Origin of the sequence: Streptomyces sp. NPDC057623 (assembly GCF_042800355.1) — a bacterium.
In the GTDB taxonomy this organism is placed as follows: Bacteria; Actinomycetota; Actinomycetes; order Streptomycetales; family Streptomycetaceae; genus Streptomyces.
Genome location: NZ_JBHVGZ010000011.1, coordinates 87121 through 104165, shown reverse-complemented (window position 1 = coordinate 104165; position 17045 = coordinate 87121). Strand labels below are relative to the sequence as shown.

Genomic DNA, 17045 nt, shown 5'->3' with positions numbered 1-17045 from the left:
TTTGCCCAGGGTGATACGGACTTGGCGAGTAATGGTCCCTTCGGAGTGGCTCTGCGAGAGGAGGCCCCCCTTGGCCCAAGCAGCGAGGCGTGATCGGAGTCGGCCCCTCGACCACGGTAGAACGCGTTGGGTGCTTGAGTGATGCGTGAGCGGACGATGCAGCGGCGGCCGCGAGGGATCGGATCGAAGGTCACATCGAACCTGACCTGACGAGGTGGTTCCGGACACCGAAGAAGCGTCCGGAACCACCCATCAAGATCGTGCCCCTTCTGGTTACCTTATTTCTCCTGACCAAGCCCACAGACCTTGACCGAACAGATAGAAACACCCTCCGCGGCGACTGGTCTCAGGGCCTAGCGGACTGGATCGCCTCCTGCAGGTTGCTCACGGCCCGCTCAGCGTGCGCGCGGACGCTGTCCCAGGCAGCGGTGAAGTCGCGGACCGGGAAGCCCAGCCCAAGCGCGTGGTGGGCGGTGGCGAGTTCCGGCCGTGGCTTGGGGTGGACGGCGGAGTTGCGGATGACACGGATCTGGTCCAGGAGCTGTACGGCCTGGTGGACCGCGTCGCGGTCGAGCGCGGGTAGCTTGTCGGCGAGATGTTCCTCTAGTCGCAGCAGGCCCGAGCCTGGACTGCGGCCGGGCACCTTGAAGTCGCGCAGGATGTCGGTCAAGACGACCAGCCCGGAGTTGTAGGCCGCTTCGTCGTCGACGTCCAAGGCGAGGAGGCTGGAGCGATCCATGGGCGGCGGGATAACTAGGGCTTCGCCGAAGACCAGCTCGTAGGTGACGTCGAGGAAGTTCAGCGCGCGCAACAAGGCGCGCGGCTCGGTGAAGGACAGCGCCTCCGGCGGCGCAGGGGGCGACAGGTGGGCGGCGATATCGGCGAGGTAGAGGTCGAGGGTGTCGCAGTCCGCGGATGGCAGCGCGCCGAGTCGGCCAGTGAGGGATGTCTTGTTGAAGCGCATGCCCGGCCACTCGCGGTCGGCGATCTCCGTCATGCGCTGTAACAGGGGACTGGTGCCGTCGATCTCCTTCAGGACGTCGCCGAGGTTCACGTCGATATCGGGCAGGTCGAAGGGGCTGTCGAGGATCTTGTCCTGCTCCCAGGTCATCTGCTGCCTATACGCCAGCAGGCCACGGGCAAGATCGCGGGCCATCTGGTTATGCTGCAGGTGGTAGAGCCCCGCCATGGTCAGGTACACCGGCCCGTCGGACTGCGGGGTGAAGCCGTGCCCCCACCACCCGACGGCCCGGTAGCCGGTTGAGACCTGGTCTTGGCCGATCACGGGGAAGCTGTAGAGGACCCTCGCGGCGTCGTGGCCGTGCTTTCGCATGCGGTAAGCGACGTGGAAAAAGTTCGGGAAGCGCTCGTGTTCGACGAACGTCGTCCACACGATGTCGAGGAGGAGCCGTTGCTCCTCGGTGAGCGGGTCTGTCAGGGCGGTCATGGCGTCTATCTCCAGGTGGGCAACGAACCAGGATAGAGGTGCCGCCCAGCTGGGGCATATCGTGTTTCGGGTCCGTGGGCACCGGCCTTGCTCGGCGTGCCTGGGACGCCCGCACGACCGTCCTGCAGGGTGGCCCTCATTTTCGTGCCGGGCCGGAAGGCTGCCGAGCGACAAGTGCTACGAGAAAAGGGCAGGTGCCGGCGGCCGTGCGTTGCGTCTAATGGAGGGCGTGACTGATCAGGCTTCTTCCGCGCTGTGGCGGTTCATCCAGGACGACGACCCCGACGCGTTCACGCTCATTGTGGAAACCGCGAACGGGCAGTGCGTGCGGCGCATACGTCCGGCGCTACCGCTGCCGTCCGGCGTGGAGCACGGCCCGGGTGCCGAGGCGGCGGCACATACCGCCGCTGCCACCTGGGGTCTGTCCGATTTCGTCTTCCGGTCCGCCTACACTAGCAAGGGCTCCGGTCGACGCGAGCTCGGCGACAGGCTGTTGCTTGCCGGAGGACGTGGCGCGGTGATCCAGGTCAAGGCGCGCACGATCCAGCCCAAGGATGCGGACAGCGAGGTGGCCTGGATACAGAAGGTGGCGACCAAGGCTCTACGTCAGGCCAAGGGCACCGTGCGTCAGTTGCGGATGCTGCCCGCTGACATGGCCAACGGCCGCGATCGCACGCTGTCTGTCGACGGCAACGCCTACGAGTGGATCGGGGTGTTTCTGCTGGATCACGAGCAAGTACCCGAGGGCACGATCTGCCTGCTGGAGCCGATCGGCATGCCCACGATCGCCCTGACGCGGCGGGACTGGGACTTCCTTTTCGACCAGCTGCGCTCCACCACCGCCGTCCTGGACTACCTCTTCCGCGCCGCCGTCGAGCCTCCCGTAGCCCTGGGCGAAGAGCCCGTGCGGTACTACGAGTTCGCCGCGGCCGACGCCGAGGCACCCCCCGGCCCCCTTAACCCCGATGTCGCTGGACTCGGCGGGACCCATTTCTCCACCCCATTGCTCCCGCAGGCCCCAGTGGGGTCGGATCATGCTCACCGGGTTATGCGAATCATCATGGAGGACGTCGCCACCAGCGCCATCCGATCGCAGATGAGCGAGCCCAACCGGCAGCTCCTGCTCTCCGACCTGGACAAGCTGCCGGTCGGAGCGCGCGCTGAGTGGGGACAACTGCTGCTGGACATGCTGGCCGACGTGCGCGGGGTGCCCGACCACGAATCCAAGTGGCGCTGGCGCCGTTCCATCGACCCGTCGGGCACCCGCCAGCTCATCTTCGGATGCGCCACGCGCTTCGGTCCCGAGGTGGAAGCCGCCTTCCAGTCGTACGTACTGCTACGCCACCACCAACTCCACCAGCAGACCGGCCTGGCCGAACAAAGCTCCACCCTCGGCGTGCTGCTTACCCCGCGCAACGATGGCAGCCGGCCATGGGACACCACCTTGCTGCGCACCGAGGGCGACAATGAACTGAGCTCCGAGGAAGTGGAGCGATACACCGAGCTCTGGAATCCCCAGCCCGCCGAAGCTTCCTGAGCGCGGTCTCCGCTGTTCAGTTGATGGCAGGGATGCGGCGCTCGATGATCACGAAGTCCCGCTACTGGCCGTGATGCTGCCTGATGCGTTCGCGCGTGTTGCTGACCGGGGAAGTCGCCGCGCTCGTGCAGCGCGAGGTTGCCGACGGCGCCGTACACGGAGAACTCGACAACACCGGTCTTCCGCAGTGGTCGGAGACCGTGGTGGCGGCGACCTCGCCGCGCTGCCGCGCGTTGGGCTGCAGGAGCCAGTTCCTGGTGTCCGTGTACAGACCAAGGGTGACGCCAGCGTGGTCTTCGACGAGTTGAGGGAGATGGGCATGCGCTCACCTCCTGCGGCAGAACGGGGCTGATCAGTCGTTACGCATCGGCGGACTTGCGCTTGAGTCACGTACGACGGTGAGCAGTAGCCAGTCGACAAGTCCGCGATCCCACGTGAAGTGCAGGGGCATGCTGCCATCTGGCAGGTCGCCCGCGCGCTCACAGGGCAGCCGGTTACTGGGGGACCTGCTCTGGTCCCCGGGCACTCTCCATACGTGGGGCATCCGCCCGTTTGGTGTCCGATCTCAGCTTTCGGCGCTTGGCCGACGCCGGGGAAAAGCATCTCCGATCGGCCAGTCCTCAGACAGACCGAGAGACGTGTGGATGGGGCGAGCCGCTGGCTGGCGTTCGATGCGAATATCGACCAACTGTGCAGTTTCCCAGGTGGGGAGAACGGGAGCCGGGAGCGAGTCAGGTGCGGGGCTTTGCCAGAGGACTGGGACCTTCTTCGCCCAGGTCCAAGGTGCCGGATTGTCGACGGTCAGTACGCCGCTGACCCGGCTATGGGTCTGATCTTGCGCAGCAGTCCAGTAGCCGTCGGCATTGCGACCGAACGTTGATCCGGTGTGGTGGGCGTACTCGACCGAGGTCCCGTACAACGCGCTTTCGGTGTCCTCATCCTCGGGAAAGACCGCAGAATTGCCAACTGCCACGATGAATGGTAGCCCCAAGTCGCCGTACTTCCTGCCCTTCCTTCTCACGGCTTTGAGTACCCGATCTGAGTCATCGGCGACCCACACCGAGGGATGGAAGCCGATTGTCCTGCTCGTCGGATCGCCTCGCCTGCCGGGGCTGCGGGGGATCGCCTCGAAGCTGAGGCGCCAACCCGCCTCCTGCCAGGAATGCCTGGGTAGCGGCACCTTCTGTTCATACTCGGCAGTGACCTGGTCGGGGTCCAAGCTGGCCAGCCATCGTGTCAGCTCGTTCTTCAACCGCCGTTGCTGCGGTGTGGTCGAGCCAACGCTGTCAACCTTGTACGCCACGTAGAAGTTTGGGCTCGGAACACGGTCAATCGCGTCCACCACCTGAGGCGGGAGCGAGCGGCTCCCGGTTGCGTCCAGATTCTCGGCCGTCCAGATCGCCTCGACAACGAATTGCTCATCGCCACGGGTGACCAGGAAGTCTGGGTACTTTCCCCCTGTGCCTATTTGCTGCTCGATCTCCACGGTGCAACCGGAGCCGAGCAGCATCTCGTGCACGTACAGCTCCCACAACGCGGAGAAGACGTTCGCGTCGGAATTTCGATCGCGTAGCCGACTGCGCAGGCCGGCCTGAGCATCGGGGGGCAGGCGTGACCACCACTCGTTGATCACATCTCGAACCTGGTCCCAGAACGGGCCAGCGATCCGTTCGAAGAATTCGGCATCCGACTCCGATGCTCGCTTCGGTGTCGCATCTGTCCGATGTCGGCTTATGTAGACGCCCATGACGAACGATCATAGATTGCTCCGTGCGCCGCTCTCATGGATTTTCTGCAGCGTCCCGGCGACGCTTGGGTTGAGTCCGAGCTGTCGCCGTTGTCCGCACGCCCTTGATGATCGTGCGCCGTCACTCGCTGCCGACAGAGACGCGTAGCAAATGATCAGCAGTGCCTGTTTAGAACTGACCAGTACCTGCGGTTGTTCCGGAACGGAACGCTGCGCCCTTCCGCCACCAGGCCGGCCGCAGAGATCCAGCCCAGCGGTCTCGGCTGCCGAGCGCCCTGGCCTGGTGCCGACCGCTCGCCGCCAAGTCGGAGTGAGCGCCGAGGTCAGCCCTGGTGTTCCTCCTGCTCGTCCCGCAAGGCGTCACGCACGGAGCGCCAGGCGCGGATTGCGTTTCGACGTCCACCAACAGCTCACAAAGTTGGCGAATCAGAACCCGCACAGCACAAATGGCAGTAACGACTTCGAATTCCACCGCCAACCCGCTCATCGGCTGCTCCCCACCTCGGGTACCAGCCTCTCCGTCTCACACCGCGAAGTCTGTACCACGCGAGGTACATTTCGTGATCACCCCCGGCTTTACCCACGCCATCAGACGGACACGCGGCTGAATCCAACGAGCCGAGCCTCATTGAGGCACCGCGTACAAGACTCGCCGCCGTGAGGGGGCGGGTCAGAATCAGAGCTGATGCATTTGCTGATCTCGGAGATCCCGCGTCAAGGGAATGAGGCTGAGCCGATGCACCCAGGCTGCCCGTCGAACGGGCCGGTGTCTGTAGGGTCGAGCCTACTTTTTGTGATCTTGGATGGATCCGCAAGCGTGGCCCGTCCGGGCGTTCCGTGCAGCTCGTGTGGGGTGCTCTGCGTGAGCGATGCGTGAGCGGACGGTCCGGCAGGAGCCATCAGGCGGTAAACCCCGATACACGGCGAAGTCCTCCTGGCCAGGTGGTTCCGGACACTGAGAGAGTCTCCGAAACCATCCGTCATGCTTTGGCCAGGACTTTCAATCCATTGGTTGATGGGTTCGAGTCCAAGAGGGCCTATCTAGAGTCACGCCCGGCCCGGGACTGGCAGCCGGGAGGGGGCCTGGCGGGTCTTCTGGAGCCTGTGACTGACTCGTTGGGGCAGTAGGGCCGGTGAGCTTCAGGAAGGCGCGTAAGCCGCGTGGGAAGTAGCCCACCGCATGACGACCCCCCGCCCGGGAAACCGGGCGGGGTCGCTTCACACTTGGCCTGCGGCGCCTCAGTACCCTCGCTCCAACACGTCAGTGATCTTCACTGACACTTTCGTCCCCGCCGAAGCAGTGCTGATCATTGACGGCGTGTAGTTCAGACTCGTCTGGTCCGACAGCTCGGCCGTCTCAATGACCGGGCCTGACTGGTCGCCCCGGACCTCGTAGGTGATCTCGTACACGGCATCCGGGTCGATGGCCCCGCTGTCGCCCAAGTAGGTCAGTTCCGGCTCGACCGTCACGTTGCAGCCCGCCGACCCGAAGCACTGCCGTTCGGTGGTGCGCAGCTCGATCGTGAAGCTGTCGACACCGACCTCTTCGTAAGTCGGCTCCGGGGTCGGTTCGTCGGCGTCAGCGGCCGTGACGTCCTCGTCCGTGGTGTTCGGCGCGGCGGTGGCTGCTGGCTTGCTGTTGTCGTTTCCGGACTGCACGACGATGATGCCGGTCGCTACGACAGCGGCGATCACGGCGGCGGCTGAGCCGATGATGACGGCGTTGGTGCGGGACTTCTTCGGTGTCGGCGGCGGGGGCGGGAAGTCGGGCATGGGTGGTGGCGTGGCGTCACTCATGAGTCCCCCAGGGACGGTTAGTGCGTGATCGGCATCCTCCTGCCGTGTGCGCCCCGAGTGGAGGATATGTGTCTTTATTGTGACCTTGAATAGGTGATGGTCCGATTGCCCGTCTCCGCCAAGGGGTCCGCGCTGGCGCGGGGCCTTCGAAGCGTCGAGGCCCTGGCAGGAAGACGCGAACCGGCCGGGCTGTACCCGCCCCGCCCTCTAGTGTCGCCTGAGGTGTTGAGAGGACGGGCGGGCACTCGTGCGACGGTCGCCGCCGCCGGGAGCGGGGATCTACGGGGAGGTCAGTCGTCGCGTTGTAGGGCGCGAGTGATCAGAACGCGAGCCAGGATGCGGACCGCGCGGAGTCCACGTCAACAAGGTCCGCGTGCTCGCGGTGCGCCCGCACCGTCCAGCCAGGTCCAGACATTCCCAACTCGTGGCTGACCGCCACGGCAACATCCAGGTCGGTTATCAGGCCGTCGCAGTACCGGCGCAAGTGCAGCGCGGTCACGGCTTGACGTTCGGGGGTACGTAGCGCGTGAGTGATCCTGCTTCTGCCCGGCCTGGTCGCGTTGCCGGACGAGGGCCCGCGCACACCTTGCAGTCAGCCAGCGGCGTCGACCAGTTGGGGGGAGCCCCAGTGTGATCGGCGCTTCCTGCGTGGTCGGGTGGTTTGCGGGCTGCGACCTGCGGGCTCCAGGCGGTGCTGGCACTCGGTAGGCACTCGGGGAGGAATGGGCGTCTCATTCAGGCGACTTGCCCGCCTGCTCGACACCGGCAGGCGGACGGTTTCGGCCCGTCCTATTTCCCGATGGCGATCTTCTCGTTGTCGAGGAGCGCCGTGTGTGTCGCCGCCGTGATGATCAGGAGCACCAACAGGAACCCCGCGAACGGGTTGCTGTCGTCGGGCGACGGAGAGATCGCCATCGCCACGCCGATGATCACGATCTCGCCGACCACGTAGCCAACCGCCAGCCACGGCTTGACGACGCCCTTGACCGCGGCGACGACGAATGGGACGGCGGCGGCCAGGCCGAGCGTGACGATCGGCACGAGCGTCCACACGACCTTGGCGAGGGTGGAGTTGAACATGCGCGGCCGGGCCGGCGTTAAGGGCTGGTTGAAGTAGGGGTTGCTGGCCATGCGCGCTCCCGTTGGTGTGATGGCGTGTGGAGCAGTGTGCTGGCGTTGCGTGAGTTTGTCAGGAGTTCCCGGACGGATTGCTTCCTGCGGGTGACCGCTGGGCCAGGACATGCGAAAGGCCCCCTGCGTGGTCGTGTTGTCCGTGCCGGGGGCCTCTACTGCGCGCGAAGCGGATCAGCTCTGCGGGAAGGGCGACAGGCTGTGCTTGTTGCAGTAAAGCTGTAGTCCCGCGTGGGAGGTCTGCATGGTCTGCGGGTCGTCGGCGGCGAGGAACGAGCGAGTGAGGTTGCCGAGGCCGCCCCATTCGTCCTCGGTGGCTGCAATGCGGTCAGCGGTCTCCTGCATCGTCTGGTCCGTCTGGGCCACGCGTGCAGGGTCCGGAGGGTTGCTCTCATCGGTGTTGACGATGGTCATCATGCGGGCGCCGAGCTGGGCGCAGAACGTCATGCTGTCGGTGGGCTCGACAGAGTCGCTGCTGTCGACGATTCCGCAGCCAGTGAGCGTAAGGGAAGCGATCATGATTGCCGCCGTTGTGGTGCGCAAGAGTCCCCCCTTGGGATCGCGGCGTGGGTTGTGCAGTTGTGCGGTTCTTGTGTGTGGTGTGAGGGTGCCACGGGTGGAGTGCGGCATGGGAGCCTGGCGTGTCAACCGTTCTGGTCGCAGGCGGCAGCAGAGGTACTCGTGCTGCGAGCTCTGCGAGCATTCGTGGTCGGATCACCGCAGCCTTCAGCGCGGCCGACGAGCGCCTCGGTGGCGGCCACGGCCTGACCACTCTCACCGCCTACCTTGCCGACACTGCCGCCTCCATGCTCCGCGTCCGCTTCCCGAACGGAGCCTTACAGCAGGCCGCCCCCGGCGCCGTTGCCGAACTCGCTTACCTCGCCGGAGGGAAGCACCACGATCTCCGCGAGGAGGCGCCGCCCCAGCGTTACTACCAAGTCGCCGGGCCGCGCTGCCCGAGGGGTTAGCGAGCCCGCCACAGACTCGCCCTTGCGGAGGCCCGAATGCAGCGTTCCGGTCTCTCCACCGACCACGCCGACCAGCCGGCAGCCCCCTGCTCCCGCAAACCCAGCCAATCTGGTTGTGGCACGCGACACGTACACCTAAGGTGCACGCAGGCAAGGAGCTCGGGACAGTACCTGGGCCACCGCCGGTCTCTTCGAGGTACGGAGCGTCGGAACGCGCCCTCGCCACCGCCTCTCTCCGCATTCTTCCGTGACCACCATGCTGTCTCGGCTCGGTGGTCGAAAGGCGTTCCCATGACCGTTTATTCTCAGCACGCGAACCGCGGGAAGACGCAGATCCTGGCGACCTACCAGGGGCCGGGCGGGGTCGAGTCGTCGACTGTAACGAGCCTCGCCACATCCGCCCTTGCGGCACCGATCGTTGACGCGCTCAATCGGATCTCCGCCCTCACCACCGTCCCGGTGAGCGTTCACGATCGTCGCGACCGCGGGGTGGCGCACTATCCGACGAAGCACCTTGCAGCGCTGACCGACCGGGCTTCGCGCGCTGACCTTCTGAGCGGTGCGCACAGCCTGTGGTACGAGTACACCTGTCTGGAACTCCACCAGGCGCTCGCCGATTTGGACGAAGCCCTGACGGTGGTGCCTGAGCCCATCCACATCGCGATCAACGCGGAACTGGAAACGGAAGCACGGCAGTTGTCCGAGGCGCTCACCGAGTACTCAGAGGGAACTTCCGTGCCCGAGACGGAGGGTCGGCGTTCCTGGGACTTCGGCCAGCCGTTCGTGACGTATGACGGCGGCGTGGACATGCTGAGCCGTGAGGCACGTGAGCAGCTGGATCGTCTCGAAGAAGGGATCACTCCCGAGGAGCGTGAGGAGGCCGTCGCGAACCTGCGGGTGCTGGTCACCGCCTGCTCTCGGTTCCCTGACATGCTTGGGGGGCTGGAAGAGGCCAACCTTGCGATCTTCGCTGAGCCGTACGATTCAGACGGGTACTACTTGTCTGTCCATGCGCCGGAGCCCGGTGACGACGGCGCCGATTCCTGGCACGTCGAGATCGGCCGCTGGGTACCCGATGACCCCGACGAGGACTACGAGGACTACGAGGACTACAGCAGCGCAACAGGTAGCGCGGTAGTTCGCTGTGTGCTCGCCACATCGCCGGGCGCTGATGAGATCGCCGATCTGTTGAACCGGGTCGAAGTTCAGCCGGACCTGCTTGCCAAGTGGGCCGAGACGCGTGTCGGAGGGGTGCTTGAGGGGACGCGGTTCGTCGTCACCGAGTGCTACGACGACTGAGCCTCGGCCCTCATAATCAGGCGGCCGGCGGTCCCGGGGCGGCAGCGCTCGACCTGGTTCTCGATCTGCTTCTCGTCCCCAACCGAGTCTGCGGTCAGCCGCCCACGGCGAGTTGGCCGCTGCCGCGGAAGTCGCCTCCGGAGTCCCGGCCAGACACTCCGAATGCGTGAGCGATGCGTGTGCGGACGGTTCAGCATCCACTGGATCAAGCATCATGCCACCGAGCTCTGCAAGTCTCTGACCAGGGAAAAGCGGATCGAGCGTGATCACGGGGCAGCGACCGTCACGATCTTGCAGGCCCTCGTAATGCGTAGGTCTCGGATTCGAGTGCCGACGGCGCCTCTGGCCGGAGCCTTGGCCATGCACATCTGGCCTCGGCTTGCCATGCTCTGGAGCATCGTCGAGGCAGGCTGGCCGCAGCCCTCCAGCGCCAAGGCGGACTGAGCAGCTTCACTGAGACGGTACGTACGTCTGCTGGCGCAAGTCCCGACGTCTCGAACGTGAGCAGATGACGGCCGCATACTTTGCTCTATCACCGCGGGACAGCTGTGCCAAATCGGTGATTCTCCGGATTCTGATCCTGCTCGCCAGCAGTTTTCCGTGCGGTTTCACCGCGCGGTAGGCGGGAGGACGGAACATCCGCTGCCTTGGCGGCGCCTATCCCGGAGACACGCGATGCGTAACCAGTCCAAGCCTGCCGACGAGGCTTCCTTCCTGAATGTTCAGAATGCCGCGAAGTACATGGGTATTTCCGTGAACACCCTCTACGTCTGGCGCCACCGCCGGCAAGGGCCGCCCAGCTTCCGGATGGGGCCTGGCGGAAGGGTCATGTACCGCCGGGACCTGCTCGATGCGTGGCTTAACGAACAGCAGCAGGCGGACTCGCGGTCGAACCCGGCTCTCAACCCGCTGAACAAAGCGCCGCAGCAGCGCGAACGACACCCGGCTGCTTGACCTGGGGGAACGGTTTCGCGGAGTTCAGCAGCACTCGGAATTTCATGCACACGGAGATCGTCTGTGTGTCTGATCGCGACGTAGGTCGCGCGGAGAGAACCATGACCAGGCCAAGGAGAAGTCGCGTATGGCGGGTTACATCGAGGACCGGTGGCTCAAGAAGCGGCCGAACAAGGAGACGGGCAAGCGTGAACGCACGGCGCTGTGGGGCAAGTGCACGCGTTACCGCGTCAAGGGGATACCGGGGGTCCGCGACCGGTCCTTCGATACGGTCGCGGACGCCAAGGCGTGGCTGGCCGAGACGCAGACCGACTCGCGTCGAGGGGAATTCGTCGACGCGCGCGATGGTGCGATCAGCCTTCGTGAGTACGTCGAGAAGCACTGGTGGCCCTCCCAGGTGCACCCCGCTCAGACGCTGGAAAGCATGAGGCACCGGATCTGGGGGCAGGTGCTGCCGCAGCTCGGAGACCTGGCGCTCAGGGACATCGGCGTTGCGGAGCTGCGCAAGTGGTCGGCCGATGTGCAGAGGGCGGTGGCGTCGAGCACGGCCTATGTCGCGTGGGTGTACCTCAAGGCGATCATGCAGGCCGCGGTCGAGGACAAGCGGCTGTACCGCAACCCGTGCAAGGGCAGCAGCTCGATCAAGCCGCCGAAGAAGCCGGAGCGCAAGGCTCGCGCCTGGCAGCAGGATCGTGTTGACGCCGTACGGGAGGCGCTGGCCGACCGGTACAGGATCGCGCTCGACCTCGGGGTCGGGTGTGGACTCCGGCAGGGTGAGACGTTCGGCTTCAGCCCGGGCGATATCCGAGGCGACTCCGTGCACATAGAGCGGCAGGTCCTCATGTGCAAGTCGCAGTTGTACTTCGGCCCGCCCAAAGGTGGCAAGGAACGCGACGCGCCCCTGCCGAAGGTGCTCGCGAAGCGGCTCCTCGCGTACCAGGAGCACTTCGAACCGATCAACGTGACCCTGCCGTGGCTGGACCCCGAGGAGCCCGACCTCGCCCGCGAGGACCGGCGCAAGGTGACCGTCCCGTTGCTCGTGTACACCGGCCGGCGCGGCGCGATCAACCGCACCACCTGGAACACCAAGGCGTGGAAGCCCGCGCTCGCGACAGCGGGAGTCATCCCGCCGCTGCCCAAACGGCAGCCGGGCGAGAAGCCGTCGCGTGTATGGGAGCCGAGCCGCGAGCACGGCTTCCACGTCTTGCGTCATACGTACGCCTCGGTGATGCTCGAAGCCGGTGAGTCGATCGTGTCGCTCGCGAAGTGGCTGGGCCATTCCGACCCGGCGTTCACGCTCCGGACGTACACGCACTTCATGCCGCAGGCCGGCGCGCGTGGGCTGTCCGCCATCGAGGCGTGGTTCACGGACTCGGCCGAAAGTCCCTGAGAAGTCCCAGAGGGCGAAGCCAGCCGCCGGATGCCCGCAAACATGCAGGTCAGAGCGTGATCACTCCCTGAGCGGGGCAGAACCCGGCGTATAGCCCGACTCGTCTGCCGCTCAGGGCCCATGGCCAGGGAACATGCTGGTCAGGGGCCCTTTTCTCGCAGGTGGAAGGGCTTCGTCAGGCCCCGGTCCGTACCGGTTTAAACCGGTACACGCGGCTGGGAACGTAGCCACCAAGGTAGCCATGAAAGTAGCCATGGATCGAGGGGCGGAGACTGGCTGCGGCGTAACCCGACCTGGGACAGTCAGCCTCTGTGTGTACGGGAGCTGTATGTGGCCGCTCACCTACACTGTTGGAGCGCCGACCGGGCCGGCGACCGTCTCGGGGGGCGTGGGGGATCAGGCGACCGACAGAGCGCAGGGGGAGGCCCGCAAGCAGTGGAGCCCTTGAGGGACGACGATCCGCGGACCATCGGTGTGTACAGGCTCGCGTGCCGACTGGGTGCCGGAGGCATGGGGCAGGTCTACCTCGGGGAGTCACCGGCCGGTCAGCTGGTCGCCGTGAAGGTGATCAAGCCGTCGGTGCTCGACGAGGACAGCAGGGCTCGGTTCCTGCTCGAAGTGGACAGTCTCAGGACGGTGTACGGCCCGTTCATCGCGTCCTTCGTCGCTGCGGACGCCCACGCGGAACGCCCTTGGCTCGCCGTCGAGTTCGTCCCCGGGCCCGATCTCCTGGCCCACGTCACCGAGCGGGGGCCGCTGCCGCTCGTGGAGACCGCCAGTCTCGGGGCGCTTCTCGCAGAGGGGCTCGGGACCGTGCACGAGGCAGGGCTGCTGCACCGTGACCTCAAGCCGCAGAACATCCTGCTCGCCCCCTCGGGACCCAAGGTGATCGACTTCGGCCTGGCGGTGCTGGCCGAGCGGCGTTCGACGCTGACCGCGACCGGTGTGGTGGTGGGTTCCGTGCTGTGCATGTCGCCGGAGCAGACCCAGGGCGGGCAGCACCTCGATCCGGCCGCGGACGTCTACGCCCTGGGCGCGGTCCTGCTGTACGCGGCGACCGGCCACTACCCCTACACCGGCAGCAGCTGGCAGGCGATCGCGCGCCGGATCGAGGACCCGGCCGTCCCGCCGGACCTCAGCGGGCTGCCGCCCCAACTGGTACCGCTGATCTCCGCGATGCTCGCCCTCGACCTCGCCGACCGGCCGACGCTGACCCATGTCACCGAGCAGCTCGTGAGGGTCATCGCAGGCCAGGGTCTGACCGCGGTCCGGGCCAAGCGCCGGCTCACGGCCCTGACCCCCGAGACCGCACTGCCCGAGCTACCGCTGCCGCCCGAGCCCCCGGAGCTTCCGGAGACCCGGACCACCTACACCCCGACCGTGGTGGACATCGCCGTACAAGAGGATGACGAGGCGCCGCCGCAGGACCACGAGCAGGAGGACGCTTCGTGGGACGGGGATGGGGACGATGCCCCAGGCGGCTATACGCCCTCCGGCGAATTCGCCCCCACCGCTCCGTTTACTAGGTCGGAGAGGCCTGAGGGAAGCCGTCCCGCCCGCCCGGGTGTCCGGTTCTCCACGCCGCTGCGGATCGCCGAGGCGCTGAGGGCCGCCTACGCGAGCGACGCCCGTTTCTGAGGAGTCGCCCACCCCATCCGGTGAAAGCCTCTTCGTCACCGGGATCCCCTCATGCCCCGCATACGCCTCGTGAAAGACTCGGGGCGGACCGAGCAGACCACATTTCCCGGTATGGACACCGGTACGTAAACCGGTATGGACAACGGAGTGACCACGGGTGACAGAGCAGGGGCAGAATCGGTTTCCACCCGGGGCCCAGGTCCTCGTCCGGGACGAGGAGTGGCTGGTCAGGAACGCGCGCCGGACCGAGCACGACGGTGACCGTATCGAGGCCATCGGTGTTTCGGAGTTGGTCCGGGACGAGGAGGCCGTGTTCTTCACCGGTATCGACACGGTCGAGCTTCTCGAACCGGAGAAGACGCGGCTGGTCCCCGACACCTCCTCCTACTTCCGGCGCGGGCGGCTCTTCCTCGAAGCGGTCCTGCGCAAGACGCCGTTGCCGCAGACCGAGCGCGGGCTCGCCCTCGCCGACCGCTTTCTTCTCGACCCGCTGCCCTACCAGCAGCGTCCCGCGGAACTCGCCCTGTCCATGCGCAACCTCCGCCCCCGCATCCTGATCGCCGATGTCGTCGGCCTCGGCAAGACCCTCGAAATAGGCCTCACCCTCGCCGAGTTGATCCGCCGGGGCCGCGGTGAGCGGATTCTCGTGGTGACCCCGCAGAGTGTCCTGGAGCAGTTCCAGCACGAGTTGTGGACGCGGTTCTCGATTCCGCTGGTGCGGCTCGACTCGCTGGGCATCCAGCGCATCCAGCGCGAGATCCCCGCGGGCCGCAATCCGTTCACGCACTACAAGCGCGTCATCATCTCAGTCGATACGCTCAAGAACATCGGCCAGTACCGGCACCACCTGGAGCGCATCCAGTGGGACGCGGTCGTCATCGACGAGTCCCACAACCTCATCAACCAGGGCAGCCAGCGCCGGGCCCTGGCCGAGACGCTCACCCCGCGCACCGACGCCCTGCTCCTGGCCAGCGCGACCCCGCACAACGGCGACAAGCGTTCCTTCGCCGACCTGGTCTCGTTGCTCGACCCCGCTGCCATCGTGGACCGAGACCACTACGACCCGGCGAAGGACCTCGGGCACCTCTTCATCAGGCGTACGAAGATCAGCCCCGAGGTCCGCAACGGCATCGGCAAGGAGTGGGCGGACCGCGGCCCCACCCGCTCGCTGCGCTGTCCGGCCAACGAGGCCGAGGAGCGGATCTTCGCGGAGCTCGCCGAGTACTGGCTGCCCACGCCGTCCACCAGCACCGAGTTCGGCACGGCGGATCAGGAGCGGGCCTCGGTGAGCACCGACCCGCTCTTCGCGTACAACGTCCTCAAGACGTTCCTCTCCTCACACAAGGCGCTGGGAGAGATGGTCGACCGACGCGTCATCGCGCTTGGCGATCGAGTACAGAGGATGGTGAAGGACGGCAGGCGACCGGACCCGGCGATCGAGGGCGAGCAGGCCGCCCTGCTCCGGCTGCGCGCCCTCGTCGACTCGATGGGCGACGGCAGCGCACGGGGGGACTCCACCAAACTGGACGCCCTCGTCGAGCAGTTGGAGCAGATCGGCGTCGGACCGGGCAGCACCACGCGCGCGGTGGTCTTCTCCGAGCGCGTCGAAACCCTCAAGTGGCTGGCCGAGAAGGTCCCCCAGCGCCTGGGCTTCACCCCCGGCAAGGACGGTGGCCACGAGGCGGTTCGCATCATGCACGGCGGCATCGTCGAGGAGCAACAGCGCGTGATCCGTGAGGAGTTCAGCCTCGCCGGTGCTCCGGTGCGACTGCTCTTCGCCGGTGACGTCGCCTCCGAGGGCGTCAACCTGCACCGCCAGTGCCACCACCTGATCCACTACGACATTCCCTGGTCGCTGATCCGCATCGAGCAGCGCAACGGACGCATCGACCGGTACGGGCAGCGCCACGAGCCGGAGTTCCGGGCGCTGATCCTCACCTCCGAACAGCCGGGCGCCAAGGACGACCGGACCGTCGCCGAGAAGCTGCTCGTCCGCGAGGAGGAGGCCCACAAGCTGAGCGGTACGGCGGAGGCGGAGACCGGTTACTACCGTGCCGACGAGGAAGAGCGGCGTCTCATCAGGGAGTTGATGGAGGGCGGCACGGTCGAGGACTTCCTCGCCGGCACGCCCGCCGCGGACGACGCCGACCTGGCGGGACTGTTCGGCCAGGTCGACACCATCACCGAGGAGGAGCTGCCGGAGCGCGCCGAGGTCCCCTCGCTGTTCGACGGTGACACGGCCGCGTTCGTCGACACGGCGCTCGCGGAGCTGTACGAGGACCACGCCGAGGACGTCATCGGCCTGTCCCGCAGCAAGGACGCCAAGCAGCGCCCGTACTTCTCCCTCTCCCCGGACCTGGCCCCCGACCTGCTGCGCCGTCTGAAGGCCCTGCCGCCCTCCTATCTGAAGGAGCAGGGCGTGGCCGAGCGGATGATCCTCTCCTTCGACCGCGGCCTCGCCCAGGACAAGCTGACCGAGGCCCGTGAGGCCACGGACACGATCTGGCCCACGGTCTCGTATCTGAGCGACATCCACCCGGTCGTGGAGTGGCTCACCGACAAGGTGCTCGTGCAGTTCGGGCGGCAGGAGGCGCCGGTGATCACCTCCCCGCACGTGGAGCACCCCACCTTCCTGATCCAGGGCATCTACTCCAACGCGCTCGGCCGTCCCACGGTCGTGAGGTGGATGGCCGTCAGCACCGACCCCGAAGCCCCCGTGGGCGAGATGACCGACGCCCTGCGCGCGGCGAAGGTCCGCCCCGACCTGGCCCGTACCGGCGATCCGCGCGATCTCGCGCACCTCCAGTCGCTGGTGCCCGCCGCGGTGGCGCGGGCCCGCGAGCATCTGGAGACGTCCAAGGACGACTGGGCGCGCCAGATCAGCGGCCCGCTCGCCGACTACCGTGAGCGGCTGGCCGACTGGCGTCAGGAGTCCCTGGACTCGCTGTCCGGTGAGAGTGCCCGGCGCAAGCGGCAGGTCGAGAAGACCGCGGGCGACCAGGCCGACCTCCTCGACCAGTTGAACACCACCGGGCTTCCCCTGCTGCGGGTCCTCGCCGTCCTGGACAGGCCCGCCCCGGACGAAGCCCCCGATCACGGGACCCCCGACCACGCCTTCGACCCGGCGGAGAACTGAC

Annotated in this window: 12 protein-coding genes and 1 pseudogene; 7 read left to right on the top strand and 6 right to left on the bottom strand. The window is 66.6% G+C overall.

Annotated elements, in window-relative coordinates; translation table 11 throughout:
• Positions 1-346: 346 nt before the first annotated feature.
• On the bottom strand, positions 347-1447 hold the full coding sequence (locus ACFU95_RS14460; protein WP_383826806.1) for a hypothetical protein: 1101 nt from the start codon (positions 1445-1447) through the stop codon (positions 347-349).
• A 229-nt stretch (positions 1448-1676) separates the two neighbouring features.
• Between ACFU95_RS14460 and ACFU95_RS14455 the strand changes: the two genes are divergently transcribed.
• Positions 1677-2984: a hypothetical protein gene (locus ACFU95_RS14455; RefSeq protein WP_383826803.1), complete on the top strand. Its 1308-nt coding sequence runs from the start codon at positions 1677-1679 to the stop codon at positions 2982-2984.
• A gap of 565 nt (positions 2985-3549) precedes the next feature.
• Here the strand turns inward: ACFU95_RS14455 and ACFU95_RS14450 are convergent.
• The 5 genes from ACFU95_RS14450 to ACFU95_RS14430 form a co-directional block, all read right to left on the bottom strand.
• Positions 3550-4731, bottom strand: coding sequence for a hypothetical protein (locus ACFU95_RS14450; RefSeq protein ID WP_383826799.1), 1182 nt, complete (start codon positions 4729-4731; stop codon positions 3550-3552).
• A 1239-nt stretch (positions 4732-5970) separates the two neighbouring features.
• Positions 5971-6528 (bottom strand): hypothetical protein, encoded by a 558-nt coding sequence (locus ACFU95_RS14445; RefSeq protein ID WP_383826796.1) that lies wholly within the window; start codon positions 6526-6528, stop codon positions 5971-5973.
• Between the two features lie 319 nt (positions 6529-6847).
• Positions 6848-7027, bottom strand: a complete 180-nt coding sequence (locus ACFU95_RS14440; RefSeq protein ID WP_383826793.1) for a hypothetical protein — start codon at positions 7025-7027, stop codon at positions 6848-6850.
• 290 nt (positions 7028-7317) lie between these two features.
• Positions 7318-7659: a hypothetical protein gene (locus ACFU95_RS14435; protein WP_383826790.1), complete on the bottom strand. Its 342-nt coding sequence runs from the start codon at positions 7657-7659 to the stop codon at positions 7318-7320.
• A gap of 174 nt (positions 7660-7833) precedes the next feature.
• Positions 7834-8202 carry a hypothetical protein gene (locus tag ACFU95_RS14430; protein WP_383826787.1) on the bottom strand — a complete coding sequence of 123 codons (369 nt, stop codon included), beginning with the start codon at positions 8200-8202 and terminating at the stop codon, positions 7834-7836.
• A 167-nt stretch (positions 8203-8369) separates the two neighbouring features.
• Here ACFU95_RS14430 and ACFU95_RS14425 point away from each other — a divergent pair.
• The 6 genes and pseudogenes from ACFU95_RS14425 to ACFU95_RS14400 all read left to right on the top strand — a co-directional run.
• A pseudogene (locus ACFU95_RS14425) lies at positions 8370-8600 on the top strand (tetratricopeptide repeat protein); the annotation flags it as partial.
• Between the two features lie 318 nt (positions 8601-8918).
• The gene (locus ACFU95_RS14420) at positions 8919-9926 is read left to right on the top strand and encodes a hypothetical protein (RefSeq protein ID WP_383826784.1); all 1008 of its coding nucleotides are present in this window, start codon (positions 8919-8921) and stop codon (positions 9924-9926) included.
• A 675-nt stretch (positions 9927-10601) separates the two neighbouring features.
• Positions 10602-10880 (top strand): helix-turn-helix domain-containing protein, encoded by a 279-nt coding sequence (locus ACFU95_RS14415; protein WP_383826781.1) that lies wholly within the window; start codon positions 10602-10604, stop codon positions 10878-10880.
• 127 nt (positions 10881-11007) lie between these two features.
• The gene (locus tag ACFU95_RS14410) at positions 11008-12270 is read left to right on the top strand and encodes a tyrosine-type recombinase/integrase (protein WP_383826778.1); all 1263 of its coding nucleotides are present in this window, start codon (positions 11008-11010) and stop codon (positions 12268-12270) included.
• Positions 12271-12780: 510 nt separating this feature from the next.
• Positions 12781-13908 carry a serine/threonine-protein kinase gene (locus ACFU95_RS14405; protein WP_383826775.1) on the top strand — a complete coding sequence of 376 codons (1128 nt, stop codon included), beginning with the start codon at positions 12781-12783 and terminating at the stop codon, positions 13906-13908.
• A 157-nt stretch (positions 13909-14065) separates the two neighbouring features.
• Positions 14066-17044: an SNF2-related protein gene (locus ACFU95_RS14400; RefSeq protein WP_383826772.1), complete on the top strand. Its 2979-nt coding sequence runs from the start codon at positions 14066-14068 to the stop codon at positions 17042-17044.
• The last annotated feature ends 1 nt before the right edge of the window (position 17045 follow it).

Coding starts and splice junctions, on each gene's coding strand:
- ACFU95_RS14460 (WP_383826806.1), bottom strand. CDS start 1,447: ATGACCGCCCTGACAGACCCGCTCACCGAGGAGCAACGGCTCCTCCTC.
- ACFU95_RS14420 (WP_383826784.1), top strand. CDS start 8,919: ATGACCGTTTATTCTCAGCACGCGAACCGCGGGAAGACGCAGATCCTG.
- ACFU95_RS14445 (WP_383826796.1), bottom strand. CDS start 6,528: ATGAGTGACGCCACGCCACCACCCATGCCCGACTTCCCGCCCCCGCCG.
- ACFU95_RS14410 (WP_383826778.1), top strand. CDS start 11,008: ATGGCGGGTTACATCGAGGACCGGTGGCTCAAGAAGCGGCCGAACAAG.
- ACFU95_RS14435 (WP_383826790.1), bottom strand. CDS start 7,659: ATGGCCAGCAACCCCTACTTCAACCAGCCCTTAACGCCGGCCCGGCCG.
- ACFU95_RS14415 (WP_383826781.1), top strand. CDS start 10,602: ATGCGTAACCAGTCCAAGCCTGCCGACGAGGCTTCCTTCCTGAATGTT.
- ACFU95_RS14405 (WP_383826775.1), top strand. CDS start 12,781: ATGGGGCAGGTCTACCTCGGGGAGTCACCGGCCGGTCAGCTGGTCGCC.
- ACFU95_RS14450 (WP_383826799.1), bottom strand. CDS start 4,731: ATGGGCGTCTACATAAGCCGACATCGGACAGATGCGACACCGAAGCGA.